The sequence below is a fragment of the Merdibacter massiliensis genome (assembly GCF_900155395.1).
In the GTDB taxonomy this organism is placed as follows: domain Bacteria; phylum Bacillota_I; class Bacilli_A; order Erysipelotrichales; family Erysipelotrichaceae; genus Merdibacter; species Merdibacter massiliensis.
Genome location: NZ_LT699727.1, coordinates 366392 through 382235, shown reverse-complemented (window position 1 = coordinate 382235; position 15844 = coordinate 366392). Strand labels below are relative to the sequence as shown.

General features: G+C 40.3%; 14 protein-coding genes. 11 read left to right on the top strand and 3 right to left on the bottom strand.

What is annotated here, in order from left to right:
- Window positions 1-90: 90 nt before the first annotated feature.
- Window positions 91-837 (bottom strand): biotin--[acetyl-CoA-carboxylase] ligase, encoded by a 747-nt coding sequence (locus BQ9859_RS09865; protein WP_075877984.1) that lies wholly within the window; start codon window positions 835-837, stop codon window positions 91-93.
- Window positions 838-997: 160 nt separating this feature from the next.
- On the opposite strand from BQ9859_RS09865, the gene BQ9859_RS09860 reads away from it, so the two are divergent.
- Window positions 998-1741 carry an SDR family NAD(P)-dependent oxidoreductase gene (locus BQ9859_RS09860; protein ID WP_075877983.1) on the top strand — a complete coding sequence of 248 codons (744 nt, stop codon included), beginning with the start codon at window positions 998-1000 and terminating at the stop codon, window positions 1739-1741.
- A 172-nt stretch (window positions 1742-1913) separates the two neighbouring features.
- Here the strand turns inward: BQ9859_RS09860 and BQ9859_RS09855 are convergent, their stop codons facing one another.
- On the bottom strand, window positions 1914-3083 hold the full coding sequence (locus tag BQ9859_RS09855; RefSeq protein ID WP_075876442.1) for an IS110 family RNA-guided transposase: 1170 nt from the start codon (window positions 3081-3083) through the stop codon (window positions 1914-1916).
- Between the two features lie 211 nt (window positions 3084-3294).
- Between BQ9859_RS09855 and BQ9859_RS09850 the strand changes: the two genes are divergently transcribed.
- The 8 genes from BQ9859_RS09850 to BQ9859_RS09815 all read left to right on the top strand — a co-directional run bounded on the left by BQ9859_RS09850 (window position 3295) and on the right by BQ9859_RS09815 (window position 13223).
- Window positions 3295-3975: a flavin reductase gene (locus BQ9859_RS09850; protein WP_235846427.1), complete on the top strand. Its 681-nt coding sequence runs from the start codon at window positions 3295-3297 to the stop codon at window positions 3973-3975.
- Window positions 3976-4005: 30 nt separating this feature from the next.
- Window positions 4006-4749, top strand: coding sequence for a peroxide stress protein YaaA (gene yaaA, locus BQ9859_RS09845; protein ID WP_075877982.1), 744 nt, complete (start codon window positions 4006-4008; stop codon window positions 4747-4749).
- 13 nt (window positions 4750-4762) lie between these two features.
- Window positions 4763-5224, top strand: coding sequence for a thioredoxin-dependent thiol peroxidase (bcp, locus tag BQ9859_RS09840; RefSeq protein WP_075877981.1), 462 nt, complete (start codon window positions 4763-4765; stop codon window positions 5222-5224).
- A 223-nt stretch (window positions 5225-5447) separates the two neighbouring features.
- Window positions 5448-6023 (top strand): TetR/AcrR family transcriptional regulator, encoded by a 576-nt coding sequence (locus tag BQ9859_RS09835; protein ID WP_075877980.1) that lies wholly within the window; start codon window positions 5448-5450, stop codon window positions 6021-6023.
- Window positions 6024-6400: 377 nt separating this feature from the next.
- Complete coding sequence (locus BQ9859_RS09830; protein WP_075877979.1) at window positions 6401-8422, top strand: autotransporter outer membrane beta-barrel domain-containing protein; 2022 nt, start codon at window positions 6401-6403, stop codon at window positions 8420-8422.
- Between the two features lie 91 nt (window positions 8423-8513).
- A complete protein-coding gene (locus BQ9859_RS09825) occupies window positions 8514-9641 on the top strand; it encodes an exonuclease SbcCD subunit D (protein WP_075877978.1) in 1128 nt (375 codons plus the stop codon).
- The gene (locus BQ9859_RS09820) at window positions 9638-12391 is read left to right on the top strand and encodes an AAA family ATPase (protein WP_075877977.1); all 2754 of its coding nucleotides are present in this window, start codon (window positions 9638-9640) and stop codon (window positions 12389-12391) included. The genes BQ9859_RS09825 and BQ9859_RS09820 overlap by 4 nt, the downstream gene beginning before the upstream one ends.
- 16 nt (window positions 12392-12407) lie before the next feature.
- Entirely contained in the window at window positions 12408-13223 is an 816-nt protein-coding gene (locus tag BQ9859_RS09815) for an SMR family transporter (RefSeq protein WP_075877976.1), read from the top strand.
- Here the strand turns inward: BQ9859_RS09815 and BQ9859_RS09810 are convergent.
- Window positions 13192-14553, bottom strand: coding sequence for an MATE family efflux transporter (locus BQ9859_RS09810; RefSeq protein ID WP_075877975.1), 1362 nt, complete (start codon window positions 14551-14553; stop codon window positions 13192-13194). The two genes, BQ9859_RS09815 and BQ9859_RS09810, sit on opposite strands and share 32 nt — an antisense overlap.
- Before the next feature lie 149 nt (window positions 14554-14702).
- On the opposite strand from BQ9859_RS09810, the gene BQ9859_RS09805 reads away from it, so the two are divergent.
- The gene (locus BQ9859_RS09805) at window positions 14703-14993 is read left to right on the top strand and encodes a DUF4190 domain-containing protein (RefSeq protein WP_075877974.1); all 291 of its coding nucleotides are present in this window, start codon (window positions 14703-14705) and stop codon (window positions 14991-14993) included.
- Window positions 14994-15023: 30 nt separating this feature from the next.
- Complete coding sequence (locus BQ9859_RS09800) at window positions 15024-15833, top strand: prolipoprotein diacylglyceryl transferase (RefSeq protein WP_075877973.1); 810 nt, start codon at window positions 15024-15026, stop codon at window positions 15831-15833.
- Window positions 15834-15844: the final 11 nt, after the last annotated feature.

Sequence of the window (15844 nt, the reverse complement as noted above, 5' to 3'; positions counted from 1 at the left end):
AGATTACATCCTTTCCGCTTACTCCCATAATCATATAATAAAGAAAAGGTCCATGCAAGAAGAGAAAGCGAAAAACAAGTGATAAAAGGCTTATTTTTGGATGCGAATGCTCACTTCTCCACTTTGCAAGATCTTTTTGTTTTCCTTTGTTTGAATGAGCAAGGCTCCGTTATCGTCAATTGCATAAGCGATGGCCGGATAACTGTTTCCTCTTTCTTTGACGAGGATCTCCTTTTGCAAGACACAGGAACACTGCCGATATGCTTCCATGATTGCCGGATCATGAATTTCTTTGAGACAGAGGGCAAAATGATGCAATAAGGAGAGGATCAATGTATCCATGCACGGCATATTTGGTGCAAAATCGGCAAGTGCACCGGGAGTGTTTTCCATCTTTGGAAATACTTGGGAAAATACATTGACGCCAAAGCCGATGATAAAGGCAGTAGGTGCATTGCCTTCATACAGGGTCTCGCATAAGATACCGGCTAATTTATGCCCTTGGTATACGATGTCATTGACCCATTTGATCTGTGTCTGCAGCTGGCAGTTTTCAAAAATGGCCCGCTGCAAGGCTAATGCACTGCAAGCAGTCAATTTCGTGAAAGGCAGATCCTGCATGTGCGCCTTTAATAAAATTGACAGATACAGCCCTTTTCCTTTTGCCGAATAAAATGTTCTTTCATTTCTGCCTCTTCCGTTGGTTTGTTCTTTTGCAATCAATACCGTGCGGTCGGGATACACGGCAGCATGTTCCTTGAGCCATGTGTTTGTCGAGGAAATCGTTTCCTGTATCGGAAGAATGGAAAATCCTTCCCATTTTGTCATCGTCTGCATGTCCATCTTCCTTTCTTCTCTCATCAACAAAAGTATAGCAAAACATGAAGAAAAGCAAGAACATGAAAATTATTTTTCTTTCAGAGCAGTCAGCTCGACAAATAATAAAAAATAGGGCATACTGATGATAAAGAAGGAATATAAAAATGGAGGTGTTTCTATGTTAAGTGGAAAAATTGCGGTCGTAACGGGAGGGACACGCGGCATTGGTCGCGCAGTCGTAGAAACCTATTTAGAAAATGGCGCAACCGTGATCTTTTTCGGCTCTCGAAAGGAAAGCGTAGATCAAGCAATGGCTTCTTTACAAGAGCATTTCTTTGATGCAGTTTTTGAGGGAATGTATCCTGATCTGAAGAATGAAAAAGAAATCGAAGAAACAATGAAAAAGATCGTTGAAAAGTATGGAAGAATCGATATTTTGGTCAATAATGCAGGGATGAGCGATAGTCATCCATTTGAACAATATAATGAAGCACTATTTGACCAGATCATGGATCTGAATGTGAAAGCTGCCTACGTTTGCAGCAGGGCAGTTGTGCCTTATATGAAAAAACAAGGCGGTGGCGTCATCTTGAATACGAGCTCCATGGTATCACAGTATGGACAGCCGGCAGGTGTTGCCTATCCGATGAGCAAGTTTGCTATTAACGGGATGACAAAATCTTTAGCCAGAGAATTAGGTCCGGTTCAGATTCGAGTCAATGCGGTTGCTCCGGGCGTTACGAATACAGATATGGTGAAAGTATTGCCAAAAGAAGTGATCCAGCCAATCATCAATACCATTCCTTTGCGCAGAGTAGGGGAACCGCAGGATGTGGCGAATGCATTCTTGTTTTTAGCGAGCGATCTGGCTTCCTATATAACAGGAGCGATCTTGGCAGTAGATGGCGCAACAATGTGCTAAAAGGAGACCAGCTATGAATCTGTCAAGTAAAAAAAGATAAGAATTGTCAAAATTCAATAAAGTATATTTAGGGTATACGAAAGCTCAGTTATATAAGTAGTCTTAAATAACGAATAGCTATAAATGATATATTTATATAAAAAAGTTTGTTTTATGAAAATATTGTTTGAAATTATTGGTATTCAAAGTTTGAATCAGGATGATTAAGTATCCAGAAAATGTAACGACAAAGTTTTGTTGCACAGTGTCCTAAGGCGTTGTAGTGAGACTTTCCTTGAGACTTCTTTAGCGCAAAATAGTTTTTCATAGGTCCAGGTCTTCTGGTCATATTGAAAGCTGTCCATATCAAAGCATATCTTAATAGTTTGTTTCCTCTTTTGGACATTCTAGTCGTATTTGCCTTCCATGTACCGGATTGTCTAACCTTTGGATCTAAACCTGCATAAGCTACTATCTTTTCTGGAGAGCTAAAACGAGTTATACTAATAATGGCAGACATGATATAACCGATTTCTATATCGTTAATCCCAATTAACTGATGTAAAGGAGAATCAAGCACAGTAGGATGTTCTTTGATTTCTTTTTCGATTCTATCAATCTGCCTTTCTTTTAGTTCTAAAGTTTCAATACATTGAATGATATTCAAACCAATGCTTAAAGAGTGAATTCCGATTGAAGTCTTAGCTGCTTCTTTAACAGCTTCAACTTTTGATAGAGAATATTTACCTTTAGAAGCCTTTTTAGCTAGATTCTTTAGTTTATCTATTCTAGCTTCAGATATAGAATTAGCGGTTGGATACTCCTTTAAAATAGCTCGAATAGCAGCTGTGTTGATATCAACAATGGATTCAAGTTCAGGAAATGTTCTATCGAGATATGATTTTAGCTTGATTTTCATTTTTGAAGACTCGATTATTAAGAAATGTCTTTGATTAACCAGCTCTTTCAATTCGCTGCTTAAGAATTCTTGTTCAATCAAAGATTTATATTCAAACGATAAGAACTTTGCGATGGCTCTGGAATCGATATCGTCATTCTTGGCATCACGCAAAGAAATAGATCTAAACTTACTGGTCATATAAGGGTTGATTAAAAAACACTTATATTTCTTGGAAGTTAGAAAATTGAATAAGACCTGATGATAGTGACCGGTTGATTCAAAACCAATCAGTATTTCGCAACGTTTGTTCAATTTAGAAAGAGAAGATAATAATGTTTTAAAACCTTTATCGTTATTATCAAAATGAAGTGAATCAAGAATCATTTCACCAGTAGAAGGATCATAGATACTTGCGACGTGTTCAAATTTAGCAACGTCGATACCACAAAACAGTTTAGACATAAAAAGACCACCTTTCTAGAACCTTGTCATTCTATAGTGGTCTTACTAGTGTAAACTTGCGTGACATGAAGATATCAAAACCTATCCAGCTATAAACAGATGTAATAAGATCCTATAGATTCACTCTCCTTTGAGTAGATAAACCACATAAATATATAAGAGTACTAAGGTTCTATCTACATTATATAAAAGGTTGGAAAGGAAAAGTGATATGAATGCTACGACAAGGTACATTTGTATCATACAAGAAAAAAATATGGAAAATAAAGTATTATATGACCTTTCTTACGGCGTATATCTTACGACGACGATGGATAAAGATCGCCCAGTAGGCTGTGTGACGAATTCAGTGATGCAGATCACATCTGCACCTATGACACTTGCGGTCAGTGTCAATCATGATAACTATACAAATGGCTGCATTAAGGAAAGTGGTCTGTTTGCTGTATCGATCTTGGCAGAAGACAGCGATCCTTCTTTGATCGGTACTTTTGGCTTTCAAAGCAGCAAGGATGTAGATAAATTTAAAGATGTAGCTTATGAGATCCTGCAAGGCGCCCCGATCATAACAAAAACAAAAGGGGCAATCGTCTGCCGGGTCATCGATACGATGGAAACATCGACACATACGGTCTTCCTGGGCGAAGTGCTGGATGCAAAAGCATTAGAAGCAGGTACGGCGATGACATATGCATATTATCACAATGTCATTAAAGGAAAGAGTCCTAAAAATGCACCGACTTATCAACCGGAACAAGAAGAGAAAAAATCGACGATCACATATAAATGCCGTATCTGCGGTTATGTGTACGAGGGTGATCCGCTGCCAGCTGATTTTAAATGTCCGATCTGCGGGGTAGGCGCAGAGATGTTTGAAAAGATCATCGCGTAAGTACTTTGATGAAAGAAGGGCAGGTCAATTATGAAAATCATTATTTCTCCAGCAAAAAAGATGCGCAGCGAAGTGGATGGGATCTCTGCTAGCACACGGCCTGTATATACAGAAAAGACGAAACAATTGTTAACCTATTTAAGGACATTGCCATTGGCTGAGTTAAAAAAATTATTGGCATGCAACGATGCTTTGGCAACATTAAATTATGATCGTTTTCAACAGATGGATCTTCAAAGCAAAGGAGAACCAGCTTTGTGGATGTATGACGGGATCCAGTATCAATACATGGCTGTCAACGTGCTGGATGAAGAACAAATTGCATATGCGCAAGAACATGTGCGCATCCTTTCCGGGTTTTACGGCATCTTGCGTCCGTTGGATGGCATCGTCCCTTATCGCTTGGAAATGCAGGCAAAGCTGAAAAGTGATTTTTGTAAAAATCTTTACGATTTCTGGAAAGATGACTTATATAAAGAAATCAGTAAACAGGAAACTTGTATCGTTGATCTTGCCAGTGAAGAATATAGTAAATGTATTTCTCGTTACTGCAAAGAACCGCTGCAGATGATCAAGATCATATTTGGCGAAGAACAACCAGATGGTTCTATCAAAGAAAAAGGGGTCTATGCAAAAATGGCCCGCGGTGAAATGGTTCGTTATTTATGTGAAAAGCAGATAGAAGATCCGGAGAGGATCAAAGATTTTGATCGTCTGCATTATCATTTTGATCCGCAGAGATCAAATGCACATATATATGTTTTTGTACGATAAAGGAGTGAAGAAGATGTTAAAAGAGGGAATGAAAGCACCATCCTTTACATTGATGGATGAAAAGGGAAACAGTCATTCATTAAGTGATTACAAAGGAAAGAAAGTCGTTGTTTATTTTTATCCAAAAGATAATACGCCGGGATGTACGAGACAAGCTTGCGCATTTGCGGCTGCCTATGAGGAATTCAAGCAGTTAGATGTCGTGGTCATCGGTATCAGCAAAGATTCCCAGCGTGCACATGCAAATTTTATCAAAAAGTATGATCTGCCATTCATCTTATTGTCCGATCCGGATCGTCAAGCCATTGAAGCATATGATGTATGGAAAGAAAAGAAACTTTACGGCAAAGTCAGCATGGGTGTTGTTCGCAGCACTTATGTGATCAACGAAGAAGGCATCATCGAAAAAGTATTTGAAAAGGCAAAACCAGATACGAATGCTGCTGAGATCCTTTCTTATTTAAAAGGAGAGTAGGACATTTCAAACAGAATGTATTTTCAAAATTATTCTGTAAACGCTTGTATATTGACTGACTGTTTAGTAAACTGAAAGTATAAACAGGAGAAAGAAGCAAGGCAAGTGATCATTTTTATCGAATCGAATAAGGTGTATTTCTCTTGTTAATCATGAAGAGATACGCCTTTTTTCATAGGAACTATATCGCTTGATTGAATTAGCAGCAGTTAAGGAGAAAATCATGGTCGACAAGAATATAGAACGAAAAAATCAATTGTTAGAGCTTTGTTTTGAAACATTTTGCCAATATGGATTAGAAAATACGAGCTTACAGAAATTAGCAGAAGCCTGTCAAGTATCAAATGGAGCTTTGATCTATTACTTTCAGACAAAAGACCAGATCGTAATAGAAGCTACAGCTCATTGCATGGCCAAGGTGGAAGATGATTTTATGGCAAAGGCTCCAAAGAACTTCGAAGATATCGAACGCTTCTTAAAAGAGATGCCTTATCTGACCGCCAAGCTGCATGGAAAGAAATACCGGTTCATGTATCAGGTCTACTCCAGTCCGAAATATTTGGAATACGGAAAAGAATTTTTTAAAGGAGTGAATGTTCGCTATCACGAATACGCCGAGCAACTTTCCAAGAAACTGGTCATGCCCGTCGATTATATCCAAGGAATGATCTATATCTTCGTCCGAGCCTGTGTACATTATGCATTGTTTGAAGATGAAGAATATCTTCAGTTGCAGCTCAATGCGATACGCTTTTCCCTACGAGCATTTATCACTACTAAAATAAGAAAGGAGGATTGAGAAGCAAAAAGTACCTTTGATGAAAGGCAGAACCATGAATTTAATTAGGGGCGTATGTTTTTCGTTTTATGGGATGAATGTTTAAATGAAGAGAAGTTTACTTGTTTTTAGGATTGTTGTTTTCATATTTTATGGGGAATGGGTGTTCTATCCTTTATCCGTATAGGATGCTTAAATCAAACTTGGCATGGTAGATGATGCAATGTCAAGCATGGTCTGTGTTTCCTACGTCTTCTTCCTGAAATCCAACTCAATTATACCTGCTTGTGCTGATAAAAAATTGTATAGAGGTAAATGTAGTTTAGAAGGAATCGTCATAAAAAAGATCATATAAAATATTTTCTCAGTAACACATACTTAGCTAAGGAGGTAAATCTATGAAAAATAAATTATGCAATTGTACATTAGCAGTATTATTGATTTTTTCACTTATGTTTGTGATGTTTCCTACGACAGTATCGGCAGCAGATACTGCAACGGTAACCATCAACGGTCAGGCATTAATAGACGGAGAGCCATTGCAGTTAGGAAATGGAACAGTTGTTTTGGACGAAAAAAGTGGGACTCTTACGCTGGATAATGCAACTATAAATCAAGATGCATCTGCTCGTCCAGGAACACCGGTTCTAAGAGCAGATAATGGAGATTTGATGATTATCTTGATTGGGGAAAACACAATTACATCAACAACACAAAGGCCTATATATCTAACGTCTGGTCAATATACGATTCAAGGCACCAAAAATGATTCGCTAATCATTAACACAGATTCTGATGGATTACAGGTAGAAGGCGGTAACTTAACTATTGATGGATGTAACATCGATATCACCTCATCAAATTATGGTGGAATGATATGTTTGGGTAAATACAATACAGGGGAATTTGTCATCTTTACTATACAAAATGGCGCAAATGTTAGCATCAACAGTTTTGAAAATACTATGATGGGAGAAAATGAGCTTGTCATAAAGGACAGTACCGTAAAAGCTACTGCGCGTAGTAACCAGCAAGGGTGGCCCACGTCCGTAATTTCTAGTTATTTCAACATATCTATTGTGAATAGTGCGGTAACCGCTACGGCAAATGGAGAAGAAGCAAGCGCTATTTCTGCTGGAGGAACTGTTTCCATAAACAACTCAGAAGTATCAGCAACCATCACATCGCAAACCAATTTATATACCGCGCTTAGCGGAAATAATGTTGACATCACTAATCATTCCTATGTAACAGTTAATAGCGCTGGATCTATTGGAATTTGGTCACCATACGGATCTATCACAATTCAAGATTCTATCGCTCATGTAACCGCCAGCAATGAATGGCCGGCAATCCGTGGAGATAACGGCGGTACCACAATCACTGGCAGCTGGATTGAAGCTTTCGGTGACGATGTCAGTCCAGAATTAAACAGTTCTGATAGTGCCATCTTCTTAAACAATGAAGGTTCTGTAAGTGGTTCACTCACGCTTCCGGGTAATGTAACAGTTGGTAAAGACATGAAACTGTCCATTCCAACCGATTCATCCATTATAGTACCGAATGGTATAACATTTACCAATCATGGACAGATCGAACTTCTCGGTGGTTCCATCGAAAATAACGGCGGTACGATTGTTTGTGATAATCACGTCGGCGGTACGGCAACCTGTACTTCAAAAGCAGAATGTGATATTTGCGGAAAAGAATATGGAGACTTCCTTGCACATGAGCTCGTTAAGACGGAAGCGAAAGCACCTACCTGCAATGAAGATGGAAATAAGGAGTACTGGACTTGCAATACCTGCAAAAAATATTTTAGTGATGCTGAAGGAATGAAGGAAATCAGCCTAGAGGATACGGTCATCTTGTCAACCGGACATAAACTGAATAAAATAGAATCTCTTGATCCAACAGTCGATGCACCAGGAAACATCACTTACTGGCATTGCGAGATCTGTGACAAATACTTCAGCGATGAAAATGGGGAACATGAGATTTCCTTGGAAGATACGATTATTGCCAAACTTCCAAAACTGCTGGAAGGTGCAGATCAAGTATGGACGAAGGGAAGCAAGATAGGCCTAACTTTTGTAATAGATTCAGATATAAATGCATTTGAACGAGTGCTGGTGGATGGGAAAGAGCTGGATCCATCGAATTATGAGGTGAAATCTGGAAGTACGATCGTAACCTTAAAGCCTTCTTATTTAGAAACATTATCAAAGGGAACGCATCAACTTTCAATCATTACAGATGCGGGCAGCGTTGATACTGCTTTTGCAATCAATGAAAACAAAGTGGCAGAAGAAGATAAACCAGCAACCGGCATCCTCAATATGCAAGGACAGTGGACGCTGTTGTTATTGAGCGCTTTATGCATGGTCATCTGCACATATAAAGTAAAAGAGAAAGAATAATAGATGTGGAAGATGTGTTTGTCTATTCCTGATGAACACATCTTTTTTGTTGCAAGATGTATGGTACAATAGTACGGTAAGGAGTGATGAGATGAAATTCATGCATTTGGCAGATCTGCATTTAGGGAAGATCGTGCGCGGCTTTTCTATGTTGGAGGATCAGCGGTATGTCCTGCAACAGGTGATCGATACGGCAAAACAAGAGCAGATCGATGCATTGCTCATCGCGGGAGATGTGTATGATAAGCATTTTCCAAGTGAAGAAGCTGTCGCATTGCTGGATGATTTTCTTAGTGCGCTTGCACAGGAAAATATTAAGGTTTTGCTGATTGCTGGGAATCATGATAGTCGAATACGTCTGCAGTTTGGCCGTCGATCTTTTCGAAAAGATGGTGTGTATATCGTCGGCTCACTGCAGGAAGCATGCCGGCCAGTTGTGTTGTCGGATGCAATCGGTGATGTGTATTTTTATTTACTGCCGTTTGTGAAGCCGGTTTATGTCCGTAATTTCTTAAATCAGGAGATCGATGGGTATCCTGAAGCAGTACAGATGATGATCCAAGAGATGCATATCGATCTAAATAAAAGAAATGTATTGCTTGCACATCAATTTGTTTTGGGGGCAGATACCTGTGATTCAGAGAGTGCCATCAGCAGTGTGGGAGGCTTGGATGCAATTCCTTCCTCTTGTTTTGAAGGCTTTGATTATGTTGCTTTGGGACATTTGCACTCTCCGCAGGCTATGGGGAGAGAAAGTGTGCGTTACAGCGGGTCGTTATTGAAGTATTCACTTTCGGAAGCACATCAGAAAAAAGCAATGGTCCTTGTGGAAATAAAAGAGAAAGGGAACATGACATTGAATCAGATTCCATTTCGTCCATTGCATGATCTGCGGGAAATCAAGGGAACGTATGATGCTTTGATGCAGGAAGCAACAATAGATCTGCAGAAAGAGGACTATGTACATATTACTTTATTGGATGAACATATGGTCCCGGATGCCAAGGCGCGTTTGCAGACAGTATATCCGCATATCATGGAATTGCGTTATGAGAATTTACGTTTTGCATATCAGCAGGAATTGAAACGATCATTGGAGGTACATAGTGATTTGGAATTGATCGAAGAGCTGTATACATTGCAAAATAATCAGCCATTGGAAGAAGAACAGAAAATTTTATTAAATGAGTTGCTGGAAAAGATCAAGGAGGAACTATGAGAGTCTTGCGTTTAACCATGTGCGGCTTTGGACCATATGCATCACAAACAGATATTGATTTTACTGCATTTTCACAAGGCTCTTTGTATTTGATCAGTGGTCATACCGGAGCCGGGAAAACAACGATCTTTGATGCCATCGTATTTGCACTGTATGGAGAAGCTAGCGGGACACAGCGCAATGCCTCTATGTTTCGCTCTTTGTATGTATCTTTGCAAGATCCTACCTATGTAGAATTGTTATTTGAATTTCAACAAGTGCAATATACGATACGCCGAAATCCTGCTTATGAGCGTGCCGCTTTGCGTGGAAATGGAGTTACGATGGAAAAAGCGGATGCCGTATTCAGACGCGGAGATGCTATCATTGCTAACGGGTATGAAGAAGTCAGCAAAGCCGTTACGCAGTTGATCGGTCTGGACGGAGATCAATATCGCCAGATCGCTTTGCTGGCACAAGGGGATTTTCAAAGAATGTTATTTGCTTCTACGAAAGAAAGAGAAAAGATCTTTCGACAATTATTTCATACACAGCGCTATGCAGTTTTGCAGGAACGATTGAAGCAGATGCAGTTAGAGAATGAAGAAATTTTGCGTCAGCATCGCAATCAACAATTGGCTGCATTACGCAGCATACAATGTGAAGGATTAAAAGCAGAGCGTTTAAACAAGTATATAGAACAGCAGGGATATGGAAATGAAAATGAAATCCTTTCTTTTGTTGATGAAATGATCCAGCAGCAGGAAATCGAATTGAAACAAAAGAAAGGCGAGATCGACCGATTGCAGAGTGCCTATGAGAAAACAAAAAAAGCGTTTGAAGAAGCAATGCGAAGAGAAACGATCCTTGTGCAGTTACAAGAGGGAGAAAAACAGCTTGCACAATTCAAACTGGACTATGATGCAATTTTAAAAGAAAAAAGTGCGTGCCTGGCAAGAGAAAAAGAGATGGAAAAAAAGCAGGAAGAAGTGATCCGTCTGCGTCAGGAGCAGGAAATTTTACAGACATGGCTTTTGGAAACGCAAAAGTTACAGCAGGAACAAAAACAGTTAGTGCAATTGCAGAAAAAGATGGAGCAAAAAAAAGAAGAGTATAATCAGGGGCAACAGCAGCTGCTTGCACTGCAAAAAGAGACGTTCACACTCGAAGGATGGCAGGCAAAAGAGAGTCATCTGCAGTTGTTGGACCAGCAGCTTGCACAACAAGAAGAACAGTTGCAGACTTGGCAAGAACAATGGAAAAGACAACAGGATTTGCAAGCAGAAATCCAGCAAGAGCAGTTAGTGTATGAAAAAGAAAGAGACCAGTTTGTAAAAGAACAGACCCTTTACCAACAAATGGAATTACAGTTTTATGATGGACAGGCAGGCCTTTTAGCAAGAAATCTAGAGGAAGGCAAACCATGTCCGGTCTGCGGTTCTCTGCAGCATCCTGCACCGGCTGCATGGAAAGACAGCGATATAGATAAAAGCCGGTTGATGAAACAAAAACGGATCTATGAAAAGCAGCAGCAAAAAATGCAAGAAAGGGCATTGACGATCACCAAATTAAAAAGCAGTCATGAGGAACAGATGCAAGTACTTCTTAGCGCATTTGCAGTAGAAGATCGTGAAAAGCTCTTGGAAGCATTGCAGACAAAAATACAGCAGTTTGAGGAAGAAAAGAAGCAACAGGCAGATAAGTGGAAACAATGGAAAGAAACACTATCGCGTTTGCAACAGCGGGAAAAGCGCAAGCAGCAGTTGACGGATATATTGCAAAAGCTGCAAGAGCAGCTGCAGCAATGGCAAACCGCATATGTGCAGTTGCAAAGCAGCTGTGAAACGAAATCTCTGCAGCTGGAAAAACAGAAAACACAATTGCATTTTCTTGAACAGGAATCATTGCGTAAGCAGCTTTTTGAATTAGAGACAGCGGTAGCTGCATTTGCGAAAAAGAAACAGCAGTTGCAGGAAAAAATGCAGAATAATGATGCCCAGCGGGAAAAACTGCAAGGCTACATGGAGGCTTTGCAAAGTGAAAAAGAAAAATTAGCGAAGGGGGATCGCCAAGCTTTAAAAGCAGAAACAGAGAACAAGCATTCATTATTAGAACAGTCACAGCAGGAAGAACGTAATCAGGATCTGTGTTTAAGAGGAAATAAGAAGGCGCAGCAGCAGCTGCGACAGTTACAGGAAGAATGGCAGAAAAATTTGAAAAAGATCCAGCAGATACAAACATTGAGCGATACATTAAATGGAACGATACCGCAAAAAGATCGAATCACTTTAGAAGCCTTTGTGCAGCAAAGCACATTTGAACGCATCTTGCGTTATGCGAATATCCGCTTGTTGCAAATGAGTCAGGGACAGTATGAGCTGCGCAGGGAAGAAAAAGGCTCTAAACGTTCACGCAGCGGTCTGGATCTTTGCATTTTGGATCATCATAGTGCGTCGACGCGCAATGTCCGTACCTTGTCCGGCGGTGAAAGCTTTTTAGCTTCATTAGCTTTGGCACTGGGATTATCAGATGAGATTACTAACAGCAGCGGCGGTATATCCATTGGTTCAATGTTCGTGGATGAGGGATTTGGAACATTGGATGAGGAATCTTTACAATTAGCTATGCGCGTATTGCATTCTTTGACACAGGGGAATCGGCAGATCGGTATCATCTCGCATGTGGCAGAGCTAAAGGAACAGATCGAACAGCAGTTATTTGTGCAAAAGGATGCACAGGGAAACAGCCATGTAAAGATGATCTGGTCATAAATAAGGGGGAAGATGTATGTTTTATTTATTGGCGGCAATTGCTTGCAGCGCCTGTGTATCCATTGCCATGCGGTGGAGCGAGGGGCATGTGAGCAACAGCATGGGACTATTGGTCATTAACTATCTAACTTGCAGCTTATGTGCATTTTGTTTTTGTCATACATTTGCCATCGATTCTGCCAGCTTTTTATGCGGCGGCATCATGGGAGTTTTATTGGTTGCAGGTCTTGCCCTGTTACAATATAATATCCACCGTCATGGTGTCATCGTTTCATCGCTCTATACACGATTGGGGGTCATCGTGCCGATCTTATTTTCTATTTTGTTTTTTCAAGAGCTGCCTACCTGGACACAGGCGATCGGCATCGGTTTTGCAATCGTTTCTATTTTATATTTCAGCCATCAGAAGCAGCAAACTGTTACATTTGGTCTTTCTTTATTGATCTTGCTGATTGCTAACGGCAGTTGTGATGCGATGAACAAAGTGTTTGAAGTTGTAGGTGATCCAGTCTATAACAGCCAGTTCTTGTTGATTGCATTTGTCTGTGCCATGGTATTTGCTTTTGTACTATTGACCATAAAAAAAGAAAAGATCCAGGGAAAGGAGCTTTTCTTCGGCCTGCTTGTAGGTATTCCTAATTATTTTTCTGCCCGTTTTCTATTATATGCTTTACAAGAAGTAGAGGCAGTGATCGCATATCCAACTTACAGCGTGTTTACTATTATCGTCATTACTTTGTTTGGTTGGCTGATCTGGAAAGAACGTCTGACCAGACAGACTTTATATGGGATGACAGGTATCATCTTATCGATCGCGTTGATGAATCTATGAGAAACCATTTTGCTTTTCGTTTCCAATACAAACCAATTCCCAGCGAATCAGCTAATAACCATCCGATGACGATAGACCACCAAATTCCAATGACGCCGATCGATGGAACAGCAGCGGCGGCATAAGAAAGCAAAACACGTGTGCCTAAGGAAAGAATGGTCAAGATCAAAGAGATGCCCGGATGCTGAATGGCCCGGTAAAACCCATATAACAGGAACAGGAGTGCAATCAGACAATAGAAAGCGCCTTCGATTCGAAGATACAGCATGCCTTGTTGAATAACAGCGAAAGACGAGGCATCAATAAATAATGACATCAACGGTTGGGCAAACACATAAACGAGGAAAGAAATCAGGGTAGCAAAGCTGATTGAAGAGATAAAGGCTATTTTGATTCCTTTTTTTATGCGTTCTTCTTGCTGTGCACCATAATTTTGTGCAACAAAGATCGAAAAGGCATTGCCAAAATCCTGTACAGGTAAATAAGCAAATGCATCGATCTTGACACCTGCGGCAAAAGCAGCCATGATCGTTGTTCCAAAGCGGTTGACAACACCTTGCACAAGCACGATCCCTAAATTCATGATGGATTGCTGCAGACAGGTAAGAAAGGAAAACTGAAAGATTTGCTGGATCATGGAGAATCGCACATGCATGCCTGGTTCATAACGGAATAAGGCAGGATAGTGCCGCCAGCTGTACCATGCAATGCCAAAACCGGAAACATACTGGGCTATCATCGTAGCGATCGCTGCACCTTCTACACCCATCTGCAATCCGGCAATGAACCATATATCCAATAGTATATTTAAAAGCGAAGCAAGGGCCAAAAAAATGAGCGGGGCAGTAGAATTGCCTAGCGAACGCAGCAAGGATGCAAAGAAATTATAAAGAAAGATCGCAAATAAACCAGCAAACACATACTGGAGATAAGCTTGCATCATGGAATATAATTCCAAAGGAATGTTCAAAAAAGACAAGATTTCATTCATCCCTATATAAATCAGAAGATTCAACAGGAGGGTGATGAATAAAAGCAGTAAGAAAGAAGAGAGGATCGTTTGTTTTAAGCGCAGGTGATTCTTTTGTCCGACACAGATCGAGAAGATCGTACCGCTTCCCATCGCAAACCCCAATAAGATCGATGTCAGCAAAGTCATCAAAGAAAAAGCAGATCCTACCGCTGCAAGGGCCTGTTCACCTAAAAAACGGCCAACGATGATCGTATCGGCGATATTGTAACACTGCTGTAAGAGATCTCCCAAGATCATAGGGATGGAAAAAAACAGCAATGTTGACAAGATCTTCCCCTTTGTCAAATCCCTTTGCATTGTATCACTTCTTTCATTTTGTAATATTATAATTAACATTCGTAATTCTATCGTAATGCGGATCAGTGACTATGTCAATGCCTTTCCTCGCTTGACAAAATATCTTTTTTTCCATAAGATAAGTGCAGAGCTTGAATGGAGGAGAAACAATGGAACAGCCGGTCAGCTATAAAAAAGCAGTCGCCTCTTTATCATTAGGCATTATATCTATCGTATGTGCCTTTGGCTTTTTTTATACGAGTTTCTTTGGTGTGGTCTTCGGCATCCTTGCCATTATTTTTGGACAGAAAGCGCGCAAGGAGGCAAAAACACCGTTAGCTACTGCTGGACTTGTCTGCGGTATCATTGGTACTTCTTTATGCGGATTATTGTTTGTGGGATGCAGCGGATATGCAATTTATTTTAATCATACGTATTCCTCCCATTATTGGTGGTCGTAAAGAATATAATAAATCACAAGGAGGGATAGGATGCTTCCAGAGATATCAATAGGAAATATACATGTTCAAAGTTACGGGATCATGGTCTTGTTGGGTGCAATCGCAGCCATCTTTTATTGTACGCATACGATACGAAAACAAGGTTATGATGCGGATGAAATGCTGGATGTCTTGATCTATGCAGGTATCGGTGCATTCATTGGCGGGAAAGTGCTCTATCTGCTTGTCGATCTTTCTTGGTTAAGTGAGCAGCTGCCTTTGCTTTTTTCAGATCCGCTTGCTTTTCTAAGATATTTATCTGGCGGCTTTGTTTTCTATGGAGGGCTCATCGGAGTATTCGCTGCTGTTTTCTTCTATTTTTATCGACATCTGGCTTTTGCACTGGAAGAATACTTGGCTTTTTGTATGCCGGCAATTCCGTTGTTTCATTTCTTTGGCAGGATCGGCTGCTTTCTTGCAGGATGCTGTTATGGGGAAACAAGTAGTTCGATTTTGGCTGTCCCTGTTTTTACACAGGCCAATCCGGAAGTACTGGTAAATCGCTTGCCTATCCAGTTATATGAAGCTGGTTTCAACTTGCTTTTATTTGTCTGTTTACTATTATTGGTCTTTCGCAGACGAAATGGTATCTTTCAGCTTGGCTTTTATTTAACAGCGTACGGGGTTTTCCGCTTTATCGCGGAATGGTTTCGCGGCGATGCTGCCCGTGGGGTATGGTTATTATCGACATCACAATGGGTATCGCTGATTCTGGTTCCGATTGGTATCTGGATGCTGGTGGATAGTCGATTGTTCCTGCGTTTCATTCATCGGATACGGGATCGCAAAACTGAAGCATAATATAAAAGAAT

What these genes read in the sequence shown, in the direction of transcription:
- BQ9859_RS09865 (WP_075877984.1), bottom strand. Translation starts at nt 837, where the DNA reads ATGCAGACGATGACAAAATGGGAAGGATTTTCCATTCTTCCGATACAG.
- BQ9859_RS09860 (WP_075877983.1), top strand. Translation starts at nt 998, where the DNA reads ATGTTAAGTGGAAAAATTGCGGTCGTAACGGGAGGGACACGCGGCATT.
- BQ9859_RS09855 (WP_075876442.1), bottom strand. Translation starts at nt 3,083, where the DNA reads ATGTCTAAACTGTTTTGTGGTATCGACGTTGCTAAATTTGAACACGTC.
- BQ9859_RS09850 (WP_235846427.1), top strand. Translation starts at nt 3,295, where the DNA reads ATGAATGCTACGACAAGGTACATTTGTATCATACAAGAAAAAAATATG.
- yaaA (WP_075877982.1), top strand. Translation starts at nt 4,006, where the DNA reads ATGAAAATCATTATTTCTCCAGCAAAAAAGATGCGCAGCGAAGTGGAT.
- bcp (WP_075877981.1), top strand. Translation starts at nt 4,763, where the DNA reads ATGTTAAAAGAGGGAATGAAAGCACCATCCTTTACATTGATGGATGAA.
- BQ9859_RS09835 (WP_075877980.1), top strand. Translation starts at nt 5,448, where the DNA reads ATGGTCGACAAGAATATAGAACGAAAAAATCAATTGTTAGAGCTTTGT.
- BQ9859_RS09830 (WP_075877979.1), top strand. Translation starts at nt 6,401, where the DNA reads ATGAAAAATAAATTATGCAATTGTACATTAGCAGTATTATTGATTTTT.
- BQ9859_RS09825 (WP_075877978.1), top strand. Translation starts at nt 8,514, where the DNA reads ATGAAATTCATGCATTTGGCAGATCTGCATTTAGGGAAGATCGTGCGC.
- BQ9859_RS09820 (WP_075877977.1), top strand. Translation starts at nt 9,638, where the DNA reads ATGAGAGTCTTGCGTTTAACCATGTGCGGCTTTGGACCATATGCATCA.
- BQ9859_RS09815 (WP_075877976.1), top strand. Translation starts at nt 12,408, where the DNA reads ATGTTTTATTTATTGGCGGCAATTGCTTGCAGCGCCTGTGTATCCATT.
- BQ9859_RS09810 (WP_075877975.1), bottom strand. Translation starts at nt 14,553, where the DNA reads ATGCAAAGGGATTTGACAAAGGGGAAGATCTTGTCAACATTGCTGTTT.
- BQ9859_RS09805 (WP_075877974.1), top strand. Translation starts at nt 14,703, where the DNA reads ATGGAACAGCCGGTCAGCTATAAAAAAGCAGTCGCCTCTTTATCATTA.
- BQ9859_RS09800 (WP_075877973.1), top strand. Translation starts at nt 15,024, where the DNA reads ATGCTTCCAGAGATATCAATAGGAAATATACATGTTCAAAGTTACGGG.